Below are 19055 nucleotides of genomic sequence, written 5' to 3' on the forward strand. Positions count from 1 at the left end.
TTCGGCCCGCCATGGAATTCGTACCTGGATCAAGTCAAGGCAAAACATGCCCGGTGCAGCGGCATAAAATGAACGGAAGTTCACAGTCCGGTGCGGCCCGGCCGGTGTGCGGCGCGGCCCGGATGCGTATCTTCTCCGGAAGCGCTACGCCGTATGGGGTCATGCGCGGCGATGAGGCGAGACACTCCGCAAGCTCAATCGATCATTCGAAAAGACGAGATGCCCGGATTTGCCTTCAATGCAGATGATGCTTTCCTCTTCGAAGAGCTGCTCGGCGAAGAGGACCGGCTGGTGATGGAGTCCGCGCGCGAGTATGCGCAGGCGAAGCTCGAACCGCGTGCCCTGGAGGGCAACCAGAACGAGGTCTTTCACCCGGAGATCCCGCGTGAGATGGGGGAACTCGGGTTGCTGGGGCCAACGATCCCGCCCGAGTACGGCGGGGCCGGCGTGAGCTACACGGCCTACGGCCTCGTTGCCCGCGAACTGGAGCGCGTCGATTCGGCCTACCGGTCGTTCTGCTCGGTGCAGTCGTCGCTGGTGATGCACCCGATCCACAAGTTCGGCACCGAGGAGCAGCGCCGCCGCTTCCTGCCGCGCCTGGCCACGGGCGAGCTCATCGGGTGTTTCGGCCTCACCGAGCCCGACCACGGCTCCGACCCCGGGTCCATGAAGACGACGGCCCTCCGGGTCGAGGGCGGCTGGGTGCTCAACGGCGCCAAGATGTGGATCACCAACTCGCCCATCGCCGACGTGGCCGTCGTCTGGGCCAAGGCGAAGGAGCGCAAGGAGGAGGAAGGCGTCATCCGGGGCTTTCTCGTCGAGCGGGGTATGGAGGGCTTCTCCACGCCGAAGACGCACAACAAGATGTCGCTCCGCGCCTCGATCACCGGCGAGATCGTGCTGGAGGACTGCTTCGTGCCGGATGCGAACGTCTTTCCCGACATCCGGGGGCTGAGGGGGCCCTTCGACTGCCTGAACAATGCCCGGTACGGGATCGTCTGGGGCGCACTCGGTGCGGCGGAGGACTGCTACCGCCGGGCGCGGCAGTACGTCCTCGAACGCGAGCAGTTCGGCTACCCGCTCGCCGCCATGCAGCTGATCCAGACGAAGCTGGCCAACATGCTGACCGACATCACCCAGATGCAGCTGCTGGCCTGGCGCCTGGGTGTGCTCAAGGACCAGGGGCGGGCCACGCCGGCCATGGTGTCGCTGGCCAAACGGAACAACTGCGGCAAGGCCCTCGAGATCGCCCGCATCGCGCGCGACATGCACGGCGGCAACGGCATCACCGGCGAGTACCGCGTCATCCACCACATGGTCAACCTCGAAAGCGTCAACACCTACGAGGGCACCTACGACATTCACGGCCTCATCCTGGGCCGCGAGCTGACCGGCATCCAGGCCTTCATCCCGCGCGGCAATGACCTGCCGGAGAAAGCCCCGCAGGCCGAAAAGAAGGCAGTCGAGGCGGAGTGATCCCCCTGCGCCCGGCGCGAGCCAAACGAAAAAGCCGGCTCCGAGCCGGCTTTTCTGTCGTCTTCCCCGGTAGCGGCGCCGGGGGTCAGGTAGAGGCCGTTTCGCTCTTTTTCGACGCCGCCGGTTCGCCGCCGGTGCTCGGCCGGGTATCCCCTTTTGCGTTACCGTTTGCGGCGCCGTTGCCCTTGCGGGCATAGTCGGTCAGGTAGAAGCCGTTGCCCTTGAAGATGAGCCCGGCGCCGCCGGTGATCAGGCGTGTGACCGGCTGGCCCGTGGTCGGGCAGGTCGTCAGGGCCGGTTCGCTGATGCGCTGTTCGATCTCGAAGGTGGTTCCGTCTGCGCGTTTGTAGACGTAGGTCGGCATCGCTGCTTCCGGGTTGGTTGATCCATATGACATTCTGGCGCATGCCGCAGCTCGGATGCAGCCGGTTTAGCCTGCCGGACAAATAATGTTCCATTCCAGTCGAGACTTTCGGTGCAAGTTCACTCGGTGGCGTACGTGCCCGGCGGGGTTGGCAGGAGGGGGCGCGGCGGCGTTTCGCGGATGGCCTGGGCGGCAAGGTCGGCCAGTGCAGCGCGTACGGTCCGGTGCCGCTGGTTCTCGCGGGTCGGATAGACCCGGTTCGAGAGCAGGATGACGAAGAGTTGCTGGTCGGGGTCGATCCAGAGCGAGGTGCCGGTGAAGCCGGTATGGCCGAAGCTGCGGGGGCCGAAGTACTGGCCGGCGGAGGAGTAGCCTTCCGGGCTTTTCGTGTCCCAGCCGAGGGCACGGGTGCTCTCGCCGGTGGCGTCGGCGCGGGTGGTGAAGAGGCGGATCGTCTCGGGCTGGAGGAACGCCCGCCCGTGGATGCGTCCTTCGTGGAGGAGCATGTAGGCGAACGTTGCCAGGTCCTCCACCGTGGAAAAGAGGCCCGCATGCCCGGCGACGCCGTCCAGCAGGTAGGCCGTCTCGTCATGGACCTCGCCCTGCACGAGCCGCTTGCGGAAGTCGCGGTCGTACTCGGTGGGAACGGCGGTCGTGTCCGGGCCGTGCCCGGCCGCGATGAAGCCGGTGTTGTGCATGCCGAGGGGTTCGAAGATGGCTTCCCGGGTGAAGGTGGCGAAGTCCTGTCCGGTGATCTGCTCGATGACGAGGGCCAGCACGATCATGTTGAAGTCGCTGTAGCGCGTCTCGGTGCCGGGGGGGTAGACGAGGCTGTCCGCCAGAATGGCTTTCAGGACCTGCTCCCGCGTGGTGAAGCCCATCCGGTGGAAGGGGCGGAAGGGGATCAGGCCGCTCGTGTGCGTGAGGAGCTGCCGGATGGTGACGTGCCCCTTCCCGTTCTGGCCGAATTCGGGCAGGTAGGTGGCCACCGGCGCGTCGAGGTCGAGCCGCCCGTCTTCATAGAGCAGCATCGCCGCTGTGGTGGTGGCGACGACCTTGGTGAGCGAGGCGAGATCGAAGCGGGATTGCGGGGTGACGCGCTGCCCGGCGGCATAGGTGTGGTAGCCATAGCCCTCGCTTTTGACCAGGACGCCGTCCCGCCCGATGGCGACGGCGGCGCCGGGAAACGCGCGGGTCTCGATGGCGGCATGCAGGAGCGAGTCCACGCGGTCGAGCGCGTCGCCGTCCATGCCGGCCTCTTCCGGGAAGCCGGGCCGCAGGGCGACCTGCTCCAGGGAGAGGCCTTCGCCATAGGCATAATGGCCGGGGATCGTGACGGGCAGGCGCCCGCCGACGGGGCTCATGCCGAAGAGCGCCTGCGCGGCGGCCTTCTGCGACGCCTCGGCGCCCCCGTAGGCCGCCAGGTAGACCTCCGGCTGCCGGGCCAGGCCCATCACGATGTAGGGGTTGCCGAAGGAGAGCAGCACCACGGGCGGGTCGAGGGCCAGCAGGCGGTCGAGGAAGGCGCGCTGATCGTCCGGCAGGTTGATGCGCCCGCTCCAGGAACGCACGCGCACGAAGGCCGGGACGAGGACGGCGTCGTACCCGGCGGCTTCGCGGAGGAAACGCTCCCGCTCGGCGTCCGAGGTGCGGCGGTCGACGAGGCGGTGGGTGACGACGGCGCCCCGGGCGAGCTCGCGTATCGTCCGGGCGAAGGCGGCGCCCGTGTCGGGGTCGTCGTCGTCGCTGAGGGTGAGGATGAACAGGCGTCCGGGAGGCGGCAGAAGGGGTAACAGGTCGTGCTCGTTGCGGAGGAGCGTCAGCGAGGCGCGGGCGATGGTTTCGCTGAGCACCCGGTGCGGGCGTGTGGCGACGTGGTGGCGCACGGCCTCCAGGTCCACGGTCCGGTTCAGGTGAAGGCCCAGGCGGGCCTTGGCCCGGAGGATGCGGTACACCGAGCGGTCGATCCGTGCCTCGCTCAGGCGTCCCTCGGTCACGGCGCGGAGGACGGCGGCCCGGGCGGCATAAACGTCTTCGGACATGAGCACCATATCCGCCCCGGCGGCGATGGCCCGGACGGCCGCTTCGCCGGGTTCGAAGTGCTTCGTCACCCCGGCCATGTTCATCGCGTCGGTGACGACGAGCCCGTCGAAGCCGAGTGCTTCCCGCAGCAGCCCCGTCGTGATGGCCGGCGAGAGGGTGCCGGGGACGCGGGGGTCGGTTTCGAGCCGGGGGAAGGCGATATGGGCCGTCATGATGCTGCCGATGCCGGCCTGCACCGCGGCCCGGAACGGGATCAGCTCGACGTGATCGAGGCGATCCCGGTCGTGAAGGATGACGGGCAGATCGGCGTGCGAGTCGGTGGCCGTGTCGCCGTGGCCGGGGAAATGCTTGGCCGTGGCGATGACGCCGCCGTCCTGGGCGCCGCGGACGAACGCGGCCACCATCTCGGCCACCAGTGCCGGGTCTTCCCCAAAGGAGCGGACGTTGATGATCGGGTTGTTCGGGTTGTTGTTGACGTCCGCGACGGGGGCAAAGATCTGGTGGACGCCCAGCGCGCGGGCTTCCCGGGCCGTCATGTAGCCGGCTGTGTAGGCCAGCGCCGGGTCTCGTGTGGCCCCGAGCGCCATCGTGCGCGGCAGGGTGGTCGTGTGCTCGAGCCGCATCCCCGGTCCCCATTCCATGTCCTGCGAAACCAGCAGCGGCAGCCGGGCCCGGGATTGCAGGTCGTTGGCCAGCATCGCCTGCGCCAGGGGCTCACCCTGGAAAAAGATGACGCCGCCGACCCCGACCTGCTCGACCAGTTCGACCAGTTCTGCATAGGCCGGATCATCCGTACTCCGGAAATAGCCATAGGCGGGTACGGCAAACAGCTGGGCGACTTTCTGTTCCAGCGTCAACGCTTCCAGGGTCTGGCCGACCCACGGCACCGTGCCGTCTTCGCCGGTCTCGACGGTGCGTGGTGCCGCACAGGCCAGGCTGAGAAAGGCGGGAAGGCACAGGAGAAGCCAGGTGCGGAACATGATCGGCAAGCGGGTGCAGGGGATGCGAAGCGTTCGGGGCCGGCGGGGATGCCGGTGTTTTCCCAAACTAAGAATCCAACGGGGGTCTTGCACGTTGCGTGCCGAACGTTGCGCGTTGAACCTGCCCGCCTGCACATTTTTTTCACGATAAAAGGGTCGGGGTTGAGAGCGGCGGAAGCCCACGCGTTTTAAAGGCCGCGTAACGCGGCCCAACGTGGGAGGAAGCCGCCTCCGGGAATAAGCGAATCCGCTCCGGCCAGGAGCTTTCGCAACGACACATAATACGTTGTGAAGCCTGTTGCCTACATGCCCACCGTTCGTTACCGATACCGCTTCTACCCCAACGCCGAGCAGCGACAGATGCTCGCCCGGCAGTTCGGGTGCGTTCGCTACGTCTACAACTGGGCACTGGCAATGAAGCAGGATGCGTTCCGCGAGCGAGGCGAGAAGATCGGCTACGCCGAGACGGATCGCCGTCTGACGCAGTTGAAGCGGGAGCCTGATCATGCGTGGCTTCGTGAAGTCTCCAGCGTTCCGCTCCAGCAGGCCCTTCGGCATCTCGACAAAGCGTACACGGCGTTCTTCAAGGGCGCTTCCCGGTTTCCTCGCTTCAAGGCGAAGAAGCACCGGCAGAGCGCCACGTACACCCGGCGCGGCTTCTCGCTCAAGGATAGCGGAGTGCCGGGGCAGCCCATCGTGACGCTCGCCAGGATGAGCACCCCGCTCAAAATCCGGTGGAGCCGCCCGCTCCCGAGCGATCCGTCGAGCTTGACGGTGGTTCAGGAGCCCGACGGGACGTACTACATCAGCTTCGTCGTCGAGGTGGAGCACAAACCTCTCCCGAGAACCAAGAGAGAGGGGGGTATCGATCTCGGCGTGAAGGACGTAGTGGTAACCTCCGACGGTTGGCGTAGCGGTAATAAGGGCCGTGTAACACGGCCAAAGCATCTCAAACGCGCTCCGTCGCCTTGCCCGCGAGCAGCGAAAGCTCGCTCGCAAACAGAAGGGATCCGCCAACTGGCACAAGCAGCGCCGGAAGGTGGCAAAGCTGCACGCGAAGGTCAGCAACCAGCGGCAGGATTTCCTGCACCAGCTTTCGACGCGGCTCGTGCGGCGGTACGACGTGATCTACACTGAGTCGCTCTGCGTCAGGGGCATGGTCAAGAACCACAGCCTCGCCCGGGCGATCAGCGATGCCGGTTGGAGCGCGTTCGTCGGGATGCTCTCGTACAAGACGAACCTGTACTGCAAGCAGCTGGTGCAGATCGATCGATGGTACCCAAGCAGCAAGACGTGTTCGAGGTGTAGTTATACGATGGAGACGCTCCCGCTGGGTGTGCGGGCATGGGTATGCCCTCGCTGCGGGGAGGAACACGACCGCGATATCAACGCGGCACAGAATATTCTGGCGGTAGGACATACCGTGTCAGCTTGTGGAGACGGTGTAAGACCTGCGCTAGCTCTGGTTAGCGGCGGCGACTGTCGATGAAGCAAGAATCTCACGTGCCCAGAGCCGTGGGAGTGTCAAGAAGGTATCGGGCTGGAGGGACAGGTGCTTCGGGAGAGGTGCGCGGCGATAATTGGCCGGAATCTCATCGTTTATCCGGAAACGAGGCTTGCCGGGCCGGGTACCGGCGCCTAAACTCCGAAGCTTTGGTTTTTGAAAAGCCAGACCATGCCGGTTTTGACGGATCGTACTTCACCCGGACGGCTGCTGGCCGTACTGTTTCTCGGCGTGTTGATGGCAGCGCTGGACATTGCCCTGGTCGGGCCGGCACTGCCGGCTATCGGCGAGCATTTCGGTGTCAGCGAGCGCACGCTGGCCTGGGTGTTCAACACGTTTGTGCTGTTCAACCTGGTGGGGGTGCCGCTGATGGCGAAGCTTTCCGACGTGTTCGGACGCCGGGCGGTGTATGCAGCCGATGTGGCCCTGTTTGCCGCCGGGTCGCTGGTGGTGGCGCTGGCACCGACGTTCGCCGTCCTGCTGGCCGGGCGGGCGGTGCAGGGGCTGGCAGCCTCCGGCATCTTTCCCGTAGCGAGTGCCGTCGTCGGCGACGCGTTCCCGCCGGAGCGGCGGGGACGTGCGCTCGGGGTGCTGGGCGCCGTCTTCGGGCTGGCCTTCATCATCGGGCCGGTCATCGGCGGCGTCCTGTTGCTCTTCGGCTGGCCGTGGCTCTTTGTGGCCAACTTGCCGCTGGCGGCCGTCGTTTTCGTGGCGACGCTGCGGACCCTGCCCGGCCCGGCACCGGGGGCCGCCCGGCGGATCGACTGGGGCGGGCTGCTCACGCTCGGAGCGATGCTGCTGGCGCTGGCCTATGGCATCAACCAGATCGATACCGGCCGGTTCGTGGAAAGCCTGCGGGCACCGCGTCTCTGGCTGGCGCTGGGCCTGGTGGGGGGGCTCTTTCCGCTTTTTCTGCGCCTCGAACGCCGGGCGCCGGAGCCGCTGGTCCGGCTCGGGCTTTTCGAAAGCCGGCAGGTGATCCTGGCCGGCCTGCTCGCCGCCGGGGCCGGGATGACCGAGGCGGCGTTCATCTTCTTTCCGGCCCTGGCCGTTGCCGCCTTCGGCGTGACGAAGTCGGCGGCCTCGTTCATGCTGCTGCCGCTGGTGCTGGCCGTCGCGCTGGCTTCCCCGGTGGCCGGGCGGGTGCTCGACCGCGTCGGCTCGAAGGCCGTCGTGCTGGCCGGCACCACCCTGCTCACCCTGGGGATGACGACGGTGGGACTGGCGGGGGATCTGCGGCTCTTTTTCTACACCGGGTCGGTGCTCATCGGGCTGGGGCTTGCCGGGTTGCTCGGTTCGGCCCTGGCCTACATCCTGTTGCACGAGTCGAAGGCGTCCGAGCGGGCCGTGGCCCAGGGTATCATCACCCTCTTTATCAGTATCGGCCAGATGACCGGCAGCGCCTTCATCGGTGCCGTCGCGGCGTCGGGCGGGGGGACGGCGGCTGGCTACCAGCGTGCCCTTCTCGTGATCGCGGCCGTCGCCTGTGTCCTGACGCTGCTCGCTACCGGGCTGAAAAGCCGGGCCGCCGAACGGGCCGCCCTGCACGAGCATTGAAACCCACCCGTTCGAGCCCGAAATTGGAGCCGCCCCGCGGTGGGTGCCGCGTTGCCCGTTCGACGCCTGAACAACCCTGAAAACCAACCGAAACGACGATCATGCCTGTTGTGACGATTGAAGGATACGGACCGTGTACGGTGGAGGCCGGCGTACGTCTCGTGCGGGCCATCGAAAGCTGTGGGGTGGATATCGGGCATCGCTGCGGCGGCTTCGCCCGCTGCACCACGTGCCGCGTCCGGTTTCACGACGGCGAGCCCGAAAAGATGACACGGGCGGAGTACGAGAAGCTCAAAAGCGCCGGGCTGCTCGGCGAGGTGCGCCTGGCCTGCCAGATCGTGGTGGACCGGGACATGCACGTGGAGCCGCTCATGCGGGTATCGGAGATGGGCTGGAGCGATCCCGGGCCGGAGCCGGCCCCCGGGGTCGAGCCGGAAGCGGTCTGGTTCGACCGGGACACCCTGGAAACCTGAACGTATCGTTCCTGCATCGTCCAAAGACAAACGGCGTGTCCAACAGATCCTCTGGCTCATGGAAACGATCCAACTGGATAAGACCGGCCTGCGGGTGGGGGTGATCGGCTTCGGAGCGATGCAGCTCTCCATCCAGGGACGCCCGGAGCGGGCGCAGGCGCTCGCCGTGCTCCATCGCGCCCTCGACCTCGGCGTCACGTTCATCGACACGGCCGACGCTTACTGCCTCGACGAAACCGACAAACACCACAACGAGGAGCTCATCCGGGAAGCCCTGGCAACGTATCCGGGTCCTGCGGAGGCCGTCGTGGTTGCCACGAAAGGCGGGTTCATGCGGCCCTCCGGCCAGTGGATCCGCGACAGCCACCCGGACCACCTGCGGCAGGCCATCCGGCGGAGCCACGAAGCCCTGGGCGGTGAGCGGCCGATCCCGCTGTGGCAGCACCACGCGCCGGATCCGCGCCTCCCCGTCGAGGTGTCGCTCGCCGTGGTCAAGTCTGCCGTGGAGGAGGGGCTGATCCGGTACGTCGGCGTCTCGAACTACAGCGTCGACGAGATCCGGCGGGCCCGGCGCGTGATCGACATCGTCTCGGTACAGAACCAGTACAACCCCTGGCACCGCCAGCCCGAGCGCGACGGCGTGCTCGCCTACTGCGAGCGGGAAGGGCTCACGTTCCTGCCGTGGAGCCCCTTCGGCGGGCGCGGCCGGGCCGGTCGGCTCGGCGAGATCCCCGCTCTGGCGGCGATGGCCCGGGAGAAAGGGCGCTCGCCCCAGCAACTCGTGCTGGCCTGGATGCGGGCCAAGAGCCCGTGCATCCTGCCCATCCCCGGCGCCTCCCGCCTCGAGACGCTCGAAGATTGCCTGGCCGCCGCCGACCTGACGCTCACCCCCGACGAGGTCGCCCGCCTCGACGCGGCCTTCGACGCGCTCTGAACCGGGCCGCGTTTCGCGTTGCACGTTTCGCGTTCAACATTCAACGCACCAACGTTCAACGCATCAGAACAGGTCGCTGATTTCCGAACGGGCCTCTTTGAAGGAGCGGGGGGCATCGTCGCCGCGCAGAGCCCGGTAGAAGGCCTCGTCGTAGGAGCGGGTGCGGATGACCACCGGCATCGGCACGGCGTGGCCGAGGACGAGCGCCTGCTGCCGCGAGTCGAGCGAGGCCAGCACCTGCCGGAGCGAGGACGCTCCGCTGACGCCCACGAGGGCGGCGCCGATGTCCTTCTCGTCGTTGAGCTGGGCGATGATCTTCGTGCCGATCTGGCTGAGCACCTCCTCGTCGATGGCGCTCGGCCGCTGGTCCACCACCAGGAGCGAGACGAAGAACTTGCGCATCTCGCGGGCGATCTTGCCGAAGGGCGTCTCGTGCGCGATGCCCGGCGCCAGGAATTTGTGCGCTTCTTCGATGGTGATGATGAGCGGCCGGGGGGCGTCGGCTTCGTTGCGCGTCTGCAGGTAGTGCAGGGTCTTCTCCTCGTAGCGGTCGCGCAGGCGCCGCGTGATGACGTTGGCCACGAGCAGGTAGACGCGCAGGTCGTCGAACTTGCCGAACTCGAAGACGACCGACTTGCCGGCGTCGAGCGTTTCCATCAGGTCCTCGATCACGTCCTGCCTGCCGGCCGAGGGCTCGGTGCGGAAGAAGTCGTAGCCCTCGAAGACGCGGAGCTTGCGTTGCAGCGCGGCGACGGCGTTCTCGTGCGCCCCGCACGCTTCGGCGATGTCGGCCGGGTCGCCGTCGAGAAGGGTCGTCAGCCATTGCCGGCCGAAGCGGTTCTGGAGGGCGTAGGTGCTCTCGGCGGCGGTGGCCGTCAGGTTGAGCGTGTCGCGCAGCGGGAGGATGTCGCCGGGTTCGATCTGGTCGGCGTAGAGGTAGACCTCGCAGTCGGGCGAGACGCCGGTACGCTTGCGGGTGCCGGCCGGGTCGAGGGAGAAGATCTGCACCCGGGCGGGGAACAGGTCGCGCAGGCCGCGCACGAAGCCGCCTCCCTCTTTACGGGCGCTGAGGCCGTACTCCGAGTGCATGTCGAAGATGAGGTTGACGGCGCGGCCCGTCTGGATGGTGCCGGCCAGGAGCAGGCGCGTGATGAACGTCTTGCCGGTGCCGGTCTTGCCGAAGACGGCGTTCGAGCGCTCGACGAAGCGCTGCAGGTCCAGGCACACCGGGATGCCGTCCATCCCCAGCGGCTCGCCGATGTGGAAGTAGACCTGCCGGCCCTCGTCGTCCCGGTTGGCTTCGTGCCCGAAGACACGGGCCACGTCTTCCTCAGTCGCCCGGGCCACCACGGAAAAGTGGGCCGGGACGGTTTTGACGGGCCGCACCTCGGCGAACTCTGCGTTCACCCGGTTCTCCATCATGAGCATCGGCCGGAGGGTGACCGTGGCGTAGGTCCCCGTACCCTGCAGGATGCGCCGGAGCAGGTGCGCGCGCACCGGGGGGGGATGGAGCAGGATGTCCTCGTTGGCGGCGTCGATGGTCACGTCCGTGATCATCGAGAAGAAGTCGTACCGCTGGCCCTGGATGACCACGAACGTGCCGGCGACCACGCTTTCGATGGACTCGGCCGGGTCCAGCTTCATCTCCACGCCCTTGTTCAGGGAGCCGTGCGTGATGATGCCGATCTTGTCGGGCCGGTCGTTGGGCTGGAGGGCTTGCATGGGTGCCCGGAGGGCGTCAGTTACCGAGGCTGAAGAGCAATCCGACGGCGAGCGTAAACAGGTCGACGTCGCCGAGGCTGATTTGGGCCTGTGCAAAGGGTTTGAGTGCGCCGGCGTTGAAGGTGGTTCCGCCGATGAGGTTTACCCCCACGCTGGTGTCGCTGGCGCTGGAGTTCCTAAAGTCGCCGAAGTCTGCATCGACCGAGGTACGGTTGATGCCCAGTCCACCCCCGACGTACAGGTCAATCGTGGGTGCGTTGAGCGGGTAGAGCACGTTCAGGCCTAGCTGCCAGAAGGTGAGGGGATCGTCTGTGAAGTAGAAGTCGAAGACCGGGTTGAGCAGGACGGGCAAAGTGACCACGCTGATCCGGGCATCGGCGCCGATGAACAGTTCTTCAATGTCGCCGCCGACATCAATGCCGAGGCGCGGGCCGAGCTCGATGCGGGCCTGGGCCAGGCTGTTCGAGACAGACAGCAGGGTCAAAACAATGAAGGCGAGTGCTGTGATGCGTTTCATTAGATTTGGTGTTGAATTGAACGAAAGGTGAGTTAAGTGAAGAGCCGTGCCTTCTGTATTACGACCCGTGAGCGTTCGGCAAGGACGTGTGCGTTCCCTCCGGCGCCCGGCTGAGCCATTCGACAAACTTCTCGGTCAGCAGACCCATCGTGACGAAGAGGAGAACCTGCCCCAGGATACGCGTGAGGACCCGTCGCAGAAAATACTTGACGGCCCGGGGAAGGAGCAGGAACGCGGCGACGGCACCGAAGAAGCCGAGGAGCCACCGCGTCAGGCTGTCACCGAGGCTGGGCCGGGGAGCTTGGGGCGGTTGCATGGCGCAACACGAGGAGGGTTCGAACACGTTGCCGGAATATAGGCGGTGCACGGGAAAGACGCTACGGGAGGCAGGGCGAGCGTGTGCTAAATTTCAGCATGTGCTCCATGAACGATTCCGGTGAGCAATCTTCGGCGTTTGCGGGCCGGCTTGGTCAGCGGTTCCACGACGCCGCGTCACGCCGGCCTCTCCAACGGCAATCACACGGAAAGGCCGGGCGAAGGGTCAGGCAAACGGTGAAGAACGTGTGATGATGTGCTCCCCGCCACGTCTGCGAGGGGGACCCGGGCATGGTGCGACCGCCGTGCGCCGGCCGGCCCGCGTCCTCACGTTTCCCGGACGGCCAGTTGCCCGCAGGCGGCGTCGATGTCCCGGCCCCGGCTCCGCCGCACGGTGACGGTCACGCCGTGGGCCACCAGAAGGCGGATGAACCGGTTGAGTTGTTCCTCGCTCGTCGGGGCAAAGTCGAGTCCCGCGACGGGGTTGTACTGGATCAGGTTCACTTTGCCCGGCGCCCGGGCCACGATGCGGGCCAGCGCGTGGGCGTCCTCGTCGGTGTCGTTGACCCCGGCGAACAGGCAGTATTCGTAGGTGATGCGTCGTCTCGTCTTCCGGATGTAATACCGGATGGCCTCTTCGAGGGCGTCGAGGTCGGTGGCGGCCCGCCGGTTGACGGGCATGATGGCGCTGCGCTTCTCGTCGGTGGGGGCGTGCAGCGAGACGGCCAGGTTGAAGCGGGTGCCGTCGTCGGCCAGTTGCCGGATGCGCCGGGCCAGGCCGACGGTCGAGACCGTGATGCGCCGGGGCGAGAGGCCGGGCCCGTCAGGGTCGGTGAGCAGGTCCACGCTGCGGAGCACGTTGTCATAGTTGAGCAGGGGCTCGCCCATCCCCATGTAGACGATGTTGGTGATGGACCGGCCGTAGCGTCGCCGGGCCTCCTCGTTCATGAACCGGACCTGCTCGAAGATTTCGCCGGCGGAGAGGTTTTGCCGGAAGCCCATCAGGCCGGTGGCGCAGAAGGTGCAGCCCATGGCACAGCCGACCTGGCTGGAGACGCACACGGTCAGCCGCTTTGCCGTGCCGTCGTCGTCGAAGTCGGGGATGAGGACCGTCTCGATGCGGTGGCCGGAAGCCAGTGAGAAGAGGCCTTTGACGGTGCCGTCCCGGGACGTGTGCAGGGCTTCGAGACGGAGCGGGGCGAGGTCGGCGCTTTCTGCGAGCTGCATGCGCAGGGTCTTCGGCAGGTCGGTCATTTCCTCGAAGGTGGTGGCACCCTTGCCGAAGAGCCACTTGAAGAGCTGTCGTCCCCGGAAGCGCGGCTGGCCGAGCCGCTCGGCGAGGGCTTCGAGCTCGTCCCGGCGCATCGACTTGAGGTCGAGCCGGTCGGTGAGGAGATCGCGTACGGGTTCCATAGCGCGGCTTGAACGAGGAAAGCGGGGCCGGCGTTTCCCGGCGGCATCAACGCGCGAAGAGGGGGCGGCGCACGGTCCGCGCGGCCAGCAGGAGCATGGCGAGGGCGAAGACGAGGCAGAGCCCGAAAGCCACCGGGGGGGAGACGAGGACGTCCGGCGCGGGGGCGGGCCGGTAGAGGGCATGCCGCAGTGCCGCCACGCCATAGGTCACCGGGTTGAACACCATGATCCAGCGGAGAACCCCCGGCACCCCGGTGACGGGAAAGACGGCGCCCGAGAGCAGCCACATCGGCAGGAGCACCAGGTTCATCACGGCATGGAAACCGCGCGTTGTGTCCGTGCGCCACGCGATGAGCACGCCGAGCGCGGTGAAGGCGAGCCCGATGAGCACGCACGCCACGGCCAGCAGCAGCAGCCCCCCCGGCGACGGGCGTAGCCCGGCCACCGGGAGCAGTGTCAGGAACAGCAGGACCTGCACGAGCGCGAGCGTGGTGCCGCCCAGCGTGGTGCCGAAGACGAGCGCCAGGCGCGGCACCGGGGCGACGAGCGCCGCCTGAAGAAACCCCTGCCTCCGCTCGTCCACGATGGAGATCGTGGAGAAGAGGGCGGTGAAGAGGATCACCAGGGCGATGACGCCGGGGAAGAGGAAGGTCAGGTAGCCCGCCGGCGGCCCGGTGCCGGGCATCTGGAAAACGCCCTGAAAGCCGAAACCCAGCAGCAGCCAGAAAAGCAGCGGCTGCCCCAGCGCTCCGACGATCCGGCTCCGGTCCCGGACGAACTTGAGCATCTCGCGCTTCCACAGGGCGGTTACGGCATGCATGGCGGTTCGGTAGCGTTTCATCCGGCCTCGCCGGGTTCGTCCAGCCGGTGGCCGGTGTGGACCATGAACACGTCTTCGAGGGTGGGAGGGCGCACGGTGGCGCTGCGGATGGTGCTTCCGAAGGCATCGTAGAGCGTGGCGAGGAGGGTATGGGCCTCCGGATGCGAGAGCTGCACCTGCCCGCCGACGGGGCGGGCCGCGAGGCCGAAGCGCTCGCGGATCCGTGCGCAAAGGGCGACGGGGTCGTCCGCGGCCAGCCAGAGCGTCTCGGCGCCGAGGGCCGCCTTGAGGTCGGCGGGGGTGCCGAGGGCGACGAGCCGGCCCCGGTCCAGGAGGGCCAGGCGGTCGCAGGTCTCGGCTTCTTCGAGCAGGTGGGTTGCCAGAAGGATCGTGGTGTGCTCGTCGTGTCTGAGCCGGTCGATGGCGTTCCAGAAGGCGTGCCGGGCAGCGGGATCGAGGCCGGTGGAGGGCTCGTCCAGCAGGAGCAGACGCGGGGCGTGCAGCAACCCCCGCACCAGGTCGACGCGGCGCCGGAGGCCGCCCGAGAGGGTCCCGGCCCGGTCACCGGCCCGGTCGGCCAGCCCGAAGCGGTTCAGCAGGGTGTCGATCCGCCGGGTGCGGGTGTTGCCCCGGAGGCCGTAGAGGGCGGCGTGGAAGCGCAGGTTCTCGGTCACCGTCAGTTCGTCGTCGAGGGCGGGCTGCTGGAAGACCACGCCGAGCCGTCGCCGCACCGCATCCGGCCGGTGCACGCAGTCGAAGCCCAGGACGGATGCGGTGCCCTCGGTGGGAGGCAGGAGGGTCGAGAGGATGCGGAAAAGCGTGGTCTTGCCGCTGCCGTTCGGGCCGAGCAGCCCGAACCGCTCACCTTCTTTCACCGAGAACGTCACATCGTTCAGGGCCGGGTGCTCTCCGTATCGGTGAGCGATGTGCTTGCATTCGACGGCCCACGCCGGCATCGGCAGAACGCGTTGTGTTGCGCGACGGAAAACGGCAGGTTACAGGAGCCAGGCCAGCAACCGGTCCAGGACGATACACCCGACGAGGAGGGGGATGTAGCGTATCGAGGCCAGGAGCACGCTCCGGGCGTGGGCGCTGGTGGGAGCGGCATAGAAGCGGAAGACGGGCCGCAGGAAGCCGAGGCCGAGCAGGAAGGCACCTGCAAAGTAGGGCCATCCGGCGGCGCCCATCAGGGGAGGGGCCAGGCTGGCAAGCAGCATGAGGAGGGAAAAGAACAGGGTCTGCCGCACCGTCGAGCGCCCGCCCGGCTCGACGACGGGGAGCATCGCGTAGCCCGCGCGGGCGTAGTCCTTGCGATACATCCAGGCCAGGGCGAAGAAGTGGGGCATCTGCCAGCAGACCAGCACGGCGAAGAGGGCCCAGCCGGCCGCGCCCGGATGGCCGGTCGCCGCCGTGTAGCCTCCCAGGGCGGGCAGGGCGCCGGGCAAGGTGCCGACCAGGGTGTTGTACTTCGTGACCCGCTTGAGCGGGGTGTAGACGTACAGATAGAGGACAACCGTCAGGGCGGCCAGGACGCCCGTGAGCGGGTTCGTCAGCGGGCAGAGGATGGCCAGCCCGGCCGCCACGAGCACGGTGCCGAACGTACGGGCCCTCTCCGGGGCGATGCGTCCCGTAACCAGCGGGCGCCGGGCCGTGCGCCGCATCCGGGCATCGAGGTCCCGTTCCAGGTAGTGGTTGAGCACCCCGCTGCCCCCGGCGGTGAGGGATACCCCTGCCAGGGTGGCCAGCAGCCGCCAGCCGTCGAGCGTCTCCGGAGAGCCCAGGAAGAAGCCCGCGAGGGCGGAGACGGCCACCAGAAAGGTGATCTCCGGCTTCGTCAGCGCCAGGTAGTCCCGCCAGAGGGGGACGGCGGCATCGAGGGAGGTGCCGTCGGTCAGGGCGGAAACCGCCGGAACAGCCCCTTCAGAGGGGAGGTCGGGCTCGTAGCGTCGCGATAACGTGGGCATGCGGGAGGGTTCGGGTAAGGTGGAGCCCAAGGTAAGCATCCGGGAAACAAGAGGAAAGCCCGGCTCATCCGGCGCTCCGGGGCTGGAGGGCCGGAGGAACCGGTTCGACGGCCGGGGTGGCCAGGGTCGCGGCCCCCAGCAACACCAGGGCGATCCAGAGCAGATCCGCCACGAACAGGTGGACGAGCTGCATCCAGACGGGCGCGAGCAGATAGACGTTAATCAACCCACCGAGAAACTGGATCGAAAAAAGCAACAGCACGGCGCGCACCAGGCGCTGGACGGCGGGGCCGGGATGCACCAGCACCAGGTGCCGGGCCAGAAACAGGAGGTAGGCACCGAAAAGGACGGCCAGCAGCGGATGCCAGAGGCGGAGCCGTTCCAGGAAGTGGGCCGTATCCGAAGTGTGGCGCTGGAGGCCCTCGGCGAGCGACTCGGGGCGGAACAGGGTGTCGCCCAGCGCCGTGACGGCACCCGTGGTGCCGAGCACCAGCATACCGGCCACGGCCGCACCCAGGAGCCATGCCGTCTCCCCCTGCCCGCGCAGCCGGAGCGGCGGGCCGCCGGAGGCCCACCAGGCCGTCAGCACGAGCACGGCCACCAGGATGAGCGTGTTGTTCAGATGGAGCGCCATCGAGATCACCCGGCCCAGCGAGGCGTCGTGCGCCACCCACTCGAAAAGTACGAGCGCGGCCCCGATGGCGCCTTCGAGCAGCATGAAGACCAGCGAGAGCACCGCCCCGTGCCGCACCCGGTGCCCCCTCGGATACCGGCGGAAGGCCCATACCAGCAGCCCGATCACGAGTAACCCCGAAAACGCGCTCGTCAGGCGGTGTGAGAGTTCGATGAGCGTCTCCACCTCCGGGGCCCGGGGCACCACCTCCCCGTTGCACAGCGGCCAGTGGCTCCCGCAGCCCGCCCCCGACCCCGTGGCCCGTACGAAGGCCCCCCACAGGATCACCAGCAGGACATAACCCACCACGGCCCAGGCATACCTGGCAAACCCGTTGCCCTTCCTCATGACCCCCGGCGCGGCTGAAGATGAACGCAGACAAGACGCGGAAAAACCGGCACGGTAGACCGCCCTTCGCATCAGCGCGGAAGGTACGGAGGGACCGCCGGGCTGTTCCGTTAAAAGGTGTTGAACCGGAGGGATGGATGGTGGATCACGATGCGCTGCAGCACGGGGTCCATCTCGCGCCGTTAAAAGGTGTTGAACCGGAGGGATGGATGGTGGGGGGTGAGGCGGGAAGGCGGCGCGTATTTCGCGGCGTCAGGCCACGCTCCCCCTGCTCGCCCGGTGCATGGCGTGCAGCAGCAGGGCGTTGGTCGAACAGGGAACCGGTTCGCCGGGCATATGGTGCCGGAAGGACGGGGCCGTCCGGCGATCTTCGAGCGGGACCTGCGGCGGGGGTACCCGGATCGAAGCCGCGAGGTCGGCCAGGGCACCCGGCAGCAGGGCGGCAAGGTGGAAGCAGCCTGTCTTCATGGGCGTGGCGGGAAAGAATGAAAAAGAACCTCGCCGCAAGGTAGGCGGGGGGCGTGACAGCCATACGTCACAGGTGGTCACCGGACCTTGCGAATTTTGAACTTCGTTTTCCATGCAGGACCCGCGTTCCCTGAAGCAGAAAGGGACGGGCTGCCGGAGCCCGTCCCTTTCGTGCGATGCGTTGCGGGTATGTGAGATCAGGACTGCGATGCGGCCAGCGCCTGTTCCAGGTCGGCCAGGAGGTCGTCGATGTGCTCGATGCCGATGCACAGGCGAATCATGTCCGGCGTGACCCCGGCGGCCCGCTGCTCCTCCTCGTTCAGCTGGCGGTGCGTCGTCGAGGCCGGGTGAGCGGCCAGCGAGCGTACGTCCCCGATGTTCACCAGGCGCTTGAAGAGCTTGAGCGCGTCATAGCACTTGACGCCTGCTTCGTAGCCTCCTTTCACCCCGAAGGAGAGCAGGGCCGAGGGGCGGCCGTTCGTGTACTTTTTCGCCAGTTCGTAGTAGGGCGAGTCCGGCAGGCCGGCGTACTGCACCCAGGCTACGGCCGGGTGGTCGTTGAGATAGCGGGCCACGGCCAGCGCGTTGTCGACGTGGCGCTCCATGCGCAGCGGCAGCGTCTCGATGCCCTGCAGGATCAGGAAGGCGTTAAAGGGGCTGATGGCCGAGCCGGTGTTGCGCAGCGGCACGGTCCGGGCCCGGGCGATGTAGGCCGCCGGGCCGAACGCTTCCGTGTAGACGACCCCGTGGTAGGCCGGCTCGGGCCGGGTGAGCATCGGGTAGCGGTCGGCGTGGTCGGCCCACGGGAACGTGCCGCCGTCGACGATGACGCCGCCGAGCGACGTGCCGTGCCCGCCCATGTACTTGGTCAGCGAGTGCACGACGATGTCGGCGCCGTAGTCGATGGGCTTGATGAGCACGGGCGTGGCGACGGTGTTGTCCACGATGAGCGGCACGCCGTTGCGGTGCGCCATCGCGGCCAGCGCTTCGAGGTCCACGATGTTGCCGGCCGGGTTGCCGATGCTCTCGCAGTAGACCGCCGCCGTCTTCTCGTCGATGAGCCGCTCGAGGCTTTCGGGGCGGTCGTCATCGGCGAAGCGCACCTCGATGCCCTGCTTGGGCAGCATGCCGGCGAAGAGGGTGTAGGTGCCGCCGTAGAGCAGCGGCACGGTCACGATGTTGCTGCCCGCCTCGGCGATGGTGAGGATGGCATAGTTGACGGCGGCGCTGCCGGCGCTGGTAGCCAGGGCCGCCACACCGTGTTCGAGCTGCGCCACCCGCTCCTCCAGCACCGCCTGCGTCGGGTTCATGATGCGGGTGTAGATGTTGCCGGGCACCTCCAGGTTGAAGAGCGCGGCCCCGTGAGCGGCATCGTCGAAGGCGTAGGCGACGGTCTGGTAGATGGGAACGGCGATGGCGTTGGTAGCCTGGTCGTGCTCCCATCCGCCGTGGATGGAGATCGTCTCGTCGTGCATGCGGTTTTC

16 protein-coding genes and 1 pseudogene are annotated in these 19055 nt (G+C 67.4%); 5 read left to right on the forward strand and 12 right to left on the reverse strand.

The window, feature by feature from the left end:
• Positions 1-219 precede the first annotated feature (219 nt).
• Positions 220-1476, forward strand: coding sequence for an acyl-CoA dehydrogenase (locus tag GQ464_RS15965; RefSeq protein ID WP_166973494.1), 1257 nt, complete (start codon positions 220-222; stop codon positions 1474-1476).
• 85 nt (positions 1477-1561) lie between these two features.
• On the opposite strand, the gene GQ464_RS15970 is transcribed toward GQ464_RS15965, so the two are convergent.
• On the reverse strand, positions 1562-1840 hold the full coding sequence (locus GQ464_RS15970; RefSeq protein ID WP_166973498.1) for an FmdB family zinc ribbon protein: 279 nt from the start codon (positions 1838-1840) through the stop codon (positions 1562-1564).
• Between the two features lie 119 nt (positions 1841-1959).
• Complete coding sequence (locus GQ464_RS15975) at positions 1960-4863, reverse strand: serine hydrolase domain-containing protein (protein ID WP_166973501.1); 2904 nt, start codon at positions 4861-4863, stop codon at positions 1960-1962.
• Positions 4864-5169: 306 nt separating this feature from the next.
• Here GQ464_RS15975 and GQ464_RS15980 point away from each other — a divergent pair.
• From GQ464_RS15980 to GQ464_RS15995, 4 genes and pseudogenes are all read left to right on the forward strand, one after another.
• Positions 5170-6352, forward strand: a pseudogene (locus GQ464_RS15980) (RNA-guided endonuclease InsQ/TnpB family protein).
• A 186-nt stretch (positions 6353-6538) separates the two neighbouring features.
• Positions 6539-7924, forward strand: a complete 1386-nt coding sequence (locus tag GQ464_RS15985; protein WP_166973504.1) for an MFS transporter — start codon at positions 6539-6541, stop codon at positions 7922-7924.
• 101 nt (positions 7925-8025) lie between these two features.
• On the forward strand, positions 8026-8397 hold the full coding sequence (locus GQ464_RS15990) for a 2Fe-2S iron-sulfur cluster-binding protein (RefSeq protein ID WP_166973507.1): 372 nt from the start codon (positions 8026-8028) through the stop codon (positions 8395-8397).
• 58 nt (positions 8398-8455) lie between these two features.
• Positions 8456-9331, forward strand: a complete 876-nt coding sequence (locus GQ464_RS15995; protein WP_166973510.1) for an aldo/keto reductase — start codon at positions 8456-8458, stop codon at positions 9329-9331.
• A gap of 63 nt (positions 9332-9394) precedes the next feature.
• Here GQ464_RS15995 and GQ464_RS16000 read toward each other — a convergent pair whose 3' ends face one another.
• The 10 genes from GQ464_RS16000 to GQ464_RS16045 form a co-directional block, all read right to left on the reverse strand.
• Entirely contained in the window at positions 9395-11053 is a 1659-nt protein-coding gene (locus tag GQ464_RS16000; protein WP_166973513.1) for an ATP-binding protein, read from the reverse strand.
• A 16-nt stretch (positions 11054-11069) separates the two neighbouring features.
• Positions 11070-11537 (reverse strand): outer membrane protein, encoded by a 468-nt coding sequence (locus GQ464_RS16005; protein ID WP_228350364.1) that lies wholly within the window; start codon positions 11535-11537, stop codon positions 11070-11072.
• A gap of 91 nt (positions 11538-11628) precedes the next feature.
• Positions 11629-11886, reverse strand: coding sequence for a hypothetical protein (locus tag GQ464_RS16010; protein ID WP_166973523.1), 258 nt, complete (start codon positions 11884-11886; stop codon positions 11629-11631).
• Positions 11887-12212: 326 nt separating this feature from the next.
• On the reverse strand, positions 12213-13298 hold the full coding sequence (gene rlmN, locus GQ464_RS16015; RefSeq protein ID WP_166973544.1) for a dual-specificity RNA methyltransferase RlmN: 1086 nt from the start codon (positions 13296-13298) through the stop codon (positions 12213-12215).
• 46 nt (positions 13299-13344) lie between these two features.
• Positions 13345-14118, reverse strand: a complete 774-nt coding sequence (locus GQ464_RS16020; RefSeq protein WP_228350365.1) for an ABC transporter permease — start codon at positions 14116-14118, stop codon at positions 13345-13347.
• A gap of 17 nt (positions 14119-14135) precedes the next feature.
• Entirely contained in the window at positions 14136-15074 is a 939-nt protein-coding gene (locus tag GQ464_RS16025; RefSeq protein ID WP_166973556.1) for an ABC transporter ATP-binding protein, read from the reverse strand.
• A 39-nt stretch (positions 15075-15113) separates the two neighbouring features.
• Positions 15114-16082, reverse strand: coding sequence for a heme o synthase (cyoE, locus tag GQ464_RS16030; protein WP_228350366.1), 969 nt, complete (start codon positions 16080-16082; stop codon positions 15114-15116).
• A gap of 64 nt (positions 16083-16146) precedes the next feature.
• Entirely contained in the window at positions 16147-17103 is a 957-nt protein-coding gene (locus GQ464_RS16035) for a COX15/CtaA family protein (RefSeq protein WP_166973561.1), read from the reverse strand.
• 252 nt (positions 17104-17355) lie between these two features.
• Positions 17356-17571 carry a hypothetical protein gene (locus GQ464_RS16040; protein ID WP_166973565.1) on the reverse strand — a complete coding sequence of 72 codons (216 nt, stop codon included), beginning with the start codon at positions 17569-17571 and terminating at the stop codon, positions 17356-17358.
• A gap of 197 nt (positions 17572-17768) precedes the next feature.
• Positions 17769-19046 carry an O-acetylhomoserine aminocarboxypropyltransferase/cysteine synthase family protein gene (locus GQ464_RS16045; protein ID WP_166973568.1) on the reverse strand — a complete coding sequence of 426 codons (1278 nt, stop codon included), beginning with the start codon at positions 19044-19046 and terminating at the stop codon, positions 17769-17771.
• Positions 19047-19055 lie beyond the last annotated feature (9 nt).

The organism is Rhodocaloribacter litoris (genome assembly GCF_011682235.2).
Classification (GTDB): Bacteria; Bacteroidota; Rhodothermia; order Rhodothermales; family ISCAR-4553; genus Rhodocaloribacter; species Rhodocaloribacter litoris.

Excerpts from the sequence above, each read along its gene's own strand:
- GQ464_RS15965 (WP_166973494.1), top strand. The coding sequence starts at position 220 with ATGCCCGGATTTGCCTTCAATGCAGATGATGCTTTCCTCTTCGAAGAG.
- GQ464_RS15970 (WP_166973498.1), bottom strand. The coding sequence starts at position 1,840 with ATGCCGACCTACGTCTACAAACGCGCAGACGGAACCACCTTCGAGATC.
- GQ464_RS15975 (WP_166973501.1), bottom strand. The coding sequence starts at position 4,863 with ATGTTCCGCACCTGGCTTCTCCTGTGCCTTCCCGCCTTTCTCAGCCTG.
- GQ464_RS15985 (WP_166973504.1), top strand. The coding sequence starts at position 6,539 with ATGCCGGTTTTGACGGATCGTACTTCACCCGGACGGCTGCTGGCCGTA.
- GQ464_RS15990 (WP_166973507.1), top strand. The coding sequence starts at position 8,026 with ATGCCTGTTGTGACGATTGAAGGATACGGACCGTGTACGGTGGAGGCC.
- GQ464_RS15995 (WP_166973510.1), top strand. The coding sequence starts at position 8,456 with ATGGAAACGATCCAACTGGATAAGACCGGCCTGCGGGTGGGGGTGATC.
- GQ464_RS16000 (WP_166973513.1), bottom strand. The coding sequence starts at position 11,053 with ATGCAAGCCCTCCAGCCCAACGACCGGCCCGACAAGATCGGCATCATC.
- GQ464_RS16010 (WP_166973523.1), bottom strand. The coding sequence starts at position 11,886 with ATGCAACCGCCCCAAGCTCCCCGGCCCAGCCTCGGTGACAGCCTGACG.
- rlmN (WP_166973544.1), bottom strand. The coding sequence starts at position 13,298 with ATGGAACCCGTACGCGATCTCCTCACCGACCGGCTCGACCTCAAGTCG.
- GQ464_RS16020 (WP_228350365.1), bottom strand. The coding sequence starts at position 14,118 with ATGCATGCCGTAACCGCCCTGTGGAAGCGCGAGATGCTCAAGTTCGTC.
- GQ464_RS16025 (WP_166973556.1), bottom strand. The coding sequence starts at position 15,074 with ATGCCGGCGTGGGCCGTCGAATGCAAGCACATCGCTCACCGATACGGA.
- cyoE (WP_228350366.1), bottom strand. The coding sequence starts at position 16,082 with ATGCCCACGTTATCGCGACGCTACGAGCCCGACCTCCCCTCTGAAGGG.
- GQ464_RS16035 (WP_166973561.1), bottom strand. The coding sequence starts at position 17,103 with ATGAGGAAGGGCAACGGGTTTGCCAGGTATGCCTGGGCCGTGGTGGGT.
- GQ464_RS16040 (WP_166973565.1), bottom strand. The coding sequence starts at position 17,571 with ATGAAGACAGGCTGCTTCCACCTTGCCGCCCTGCTGCCGGGTGCCCTG.
- GQ464_RS16045 (WP_166973568.1), bottom strand. The coding sequence starts at position 19,046 with ATGCACGACGAGACGATCTCCATCCACGGCGGATGGGAGCACGACCAG.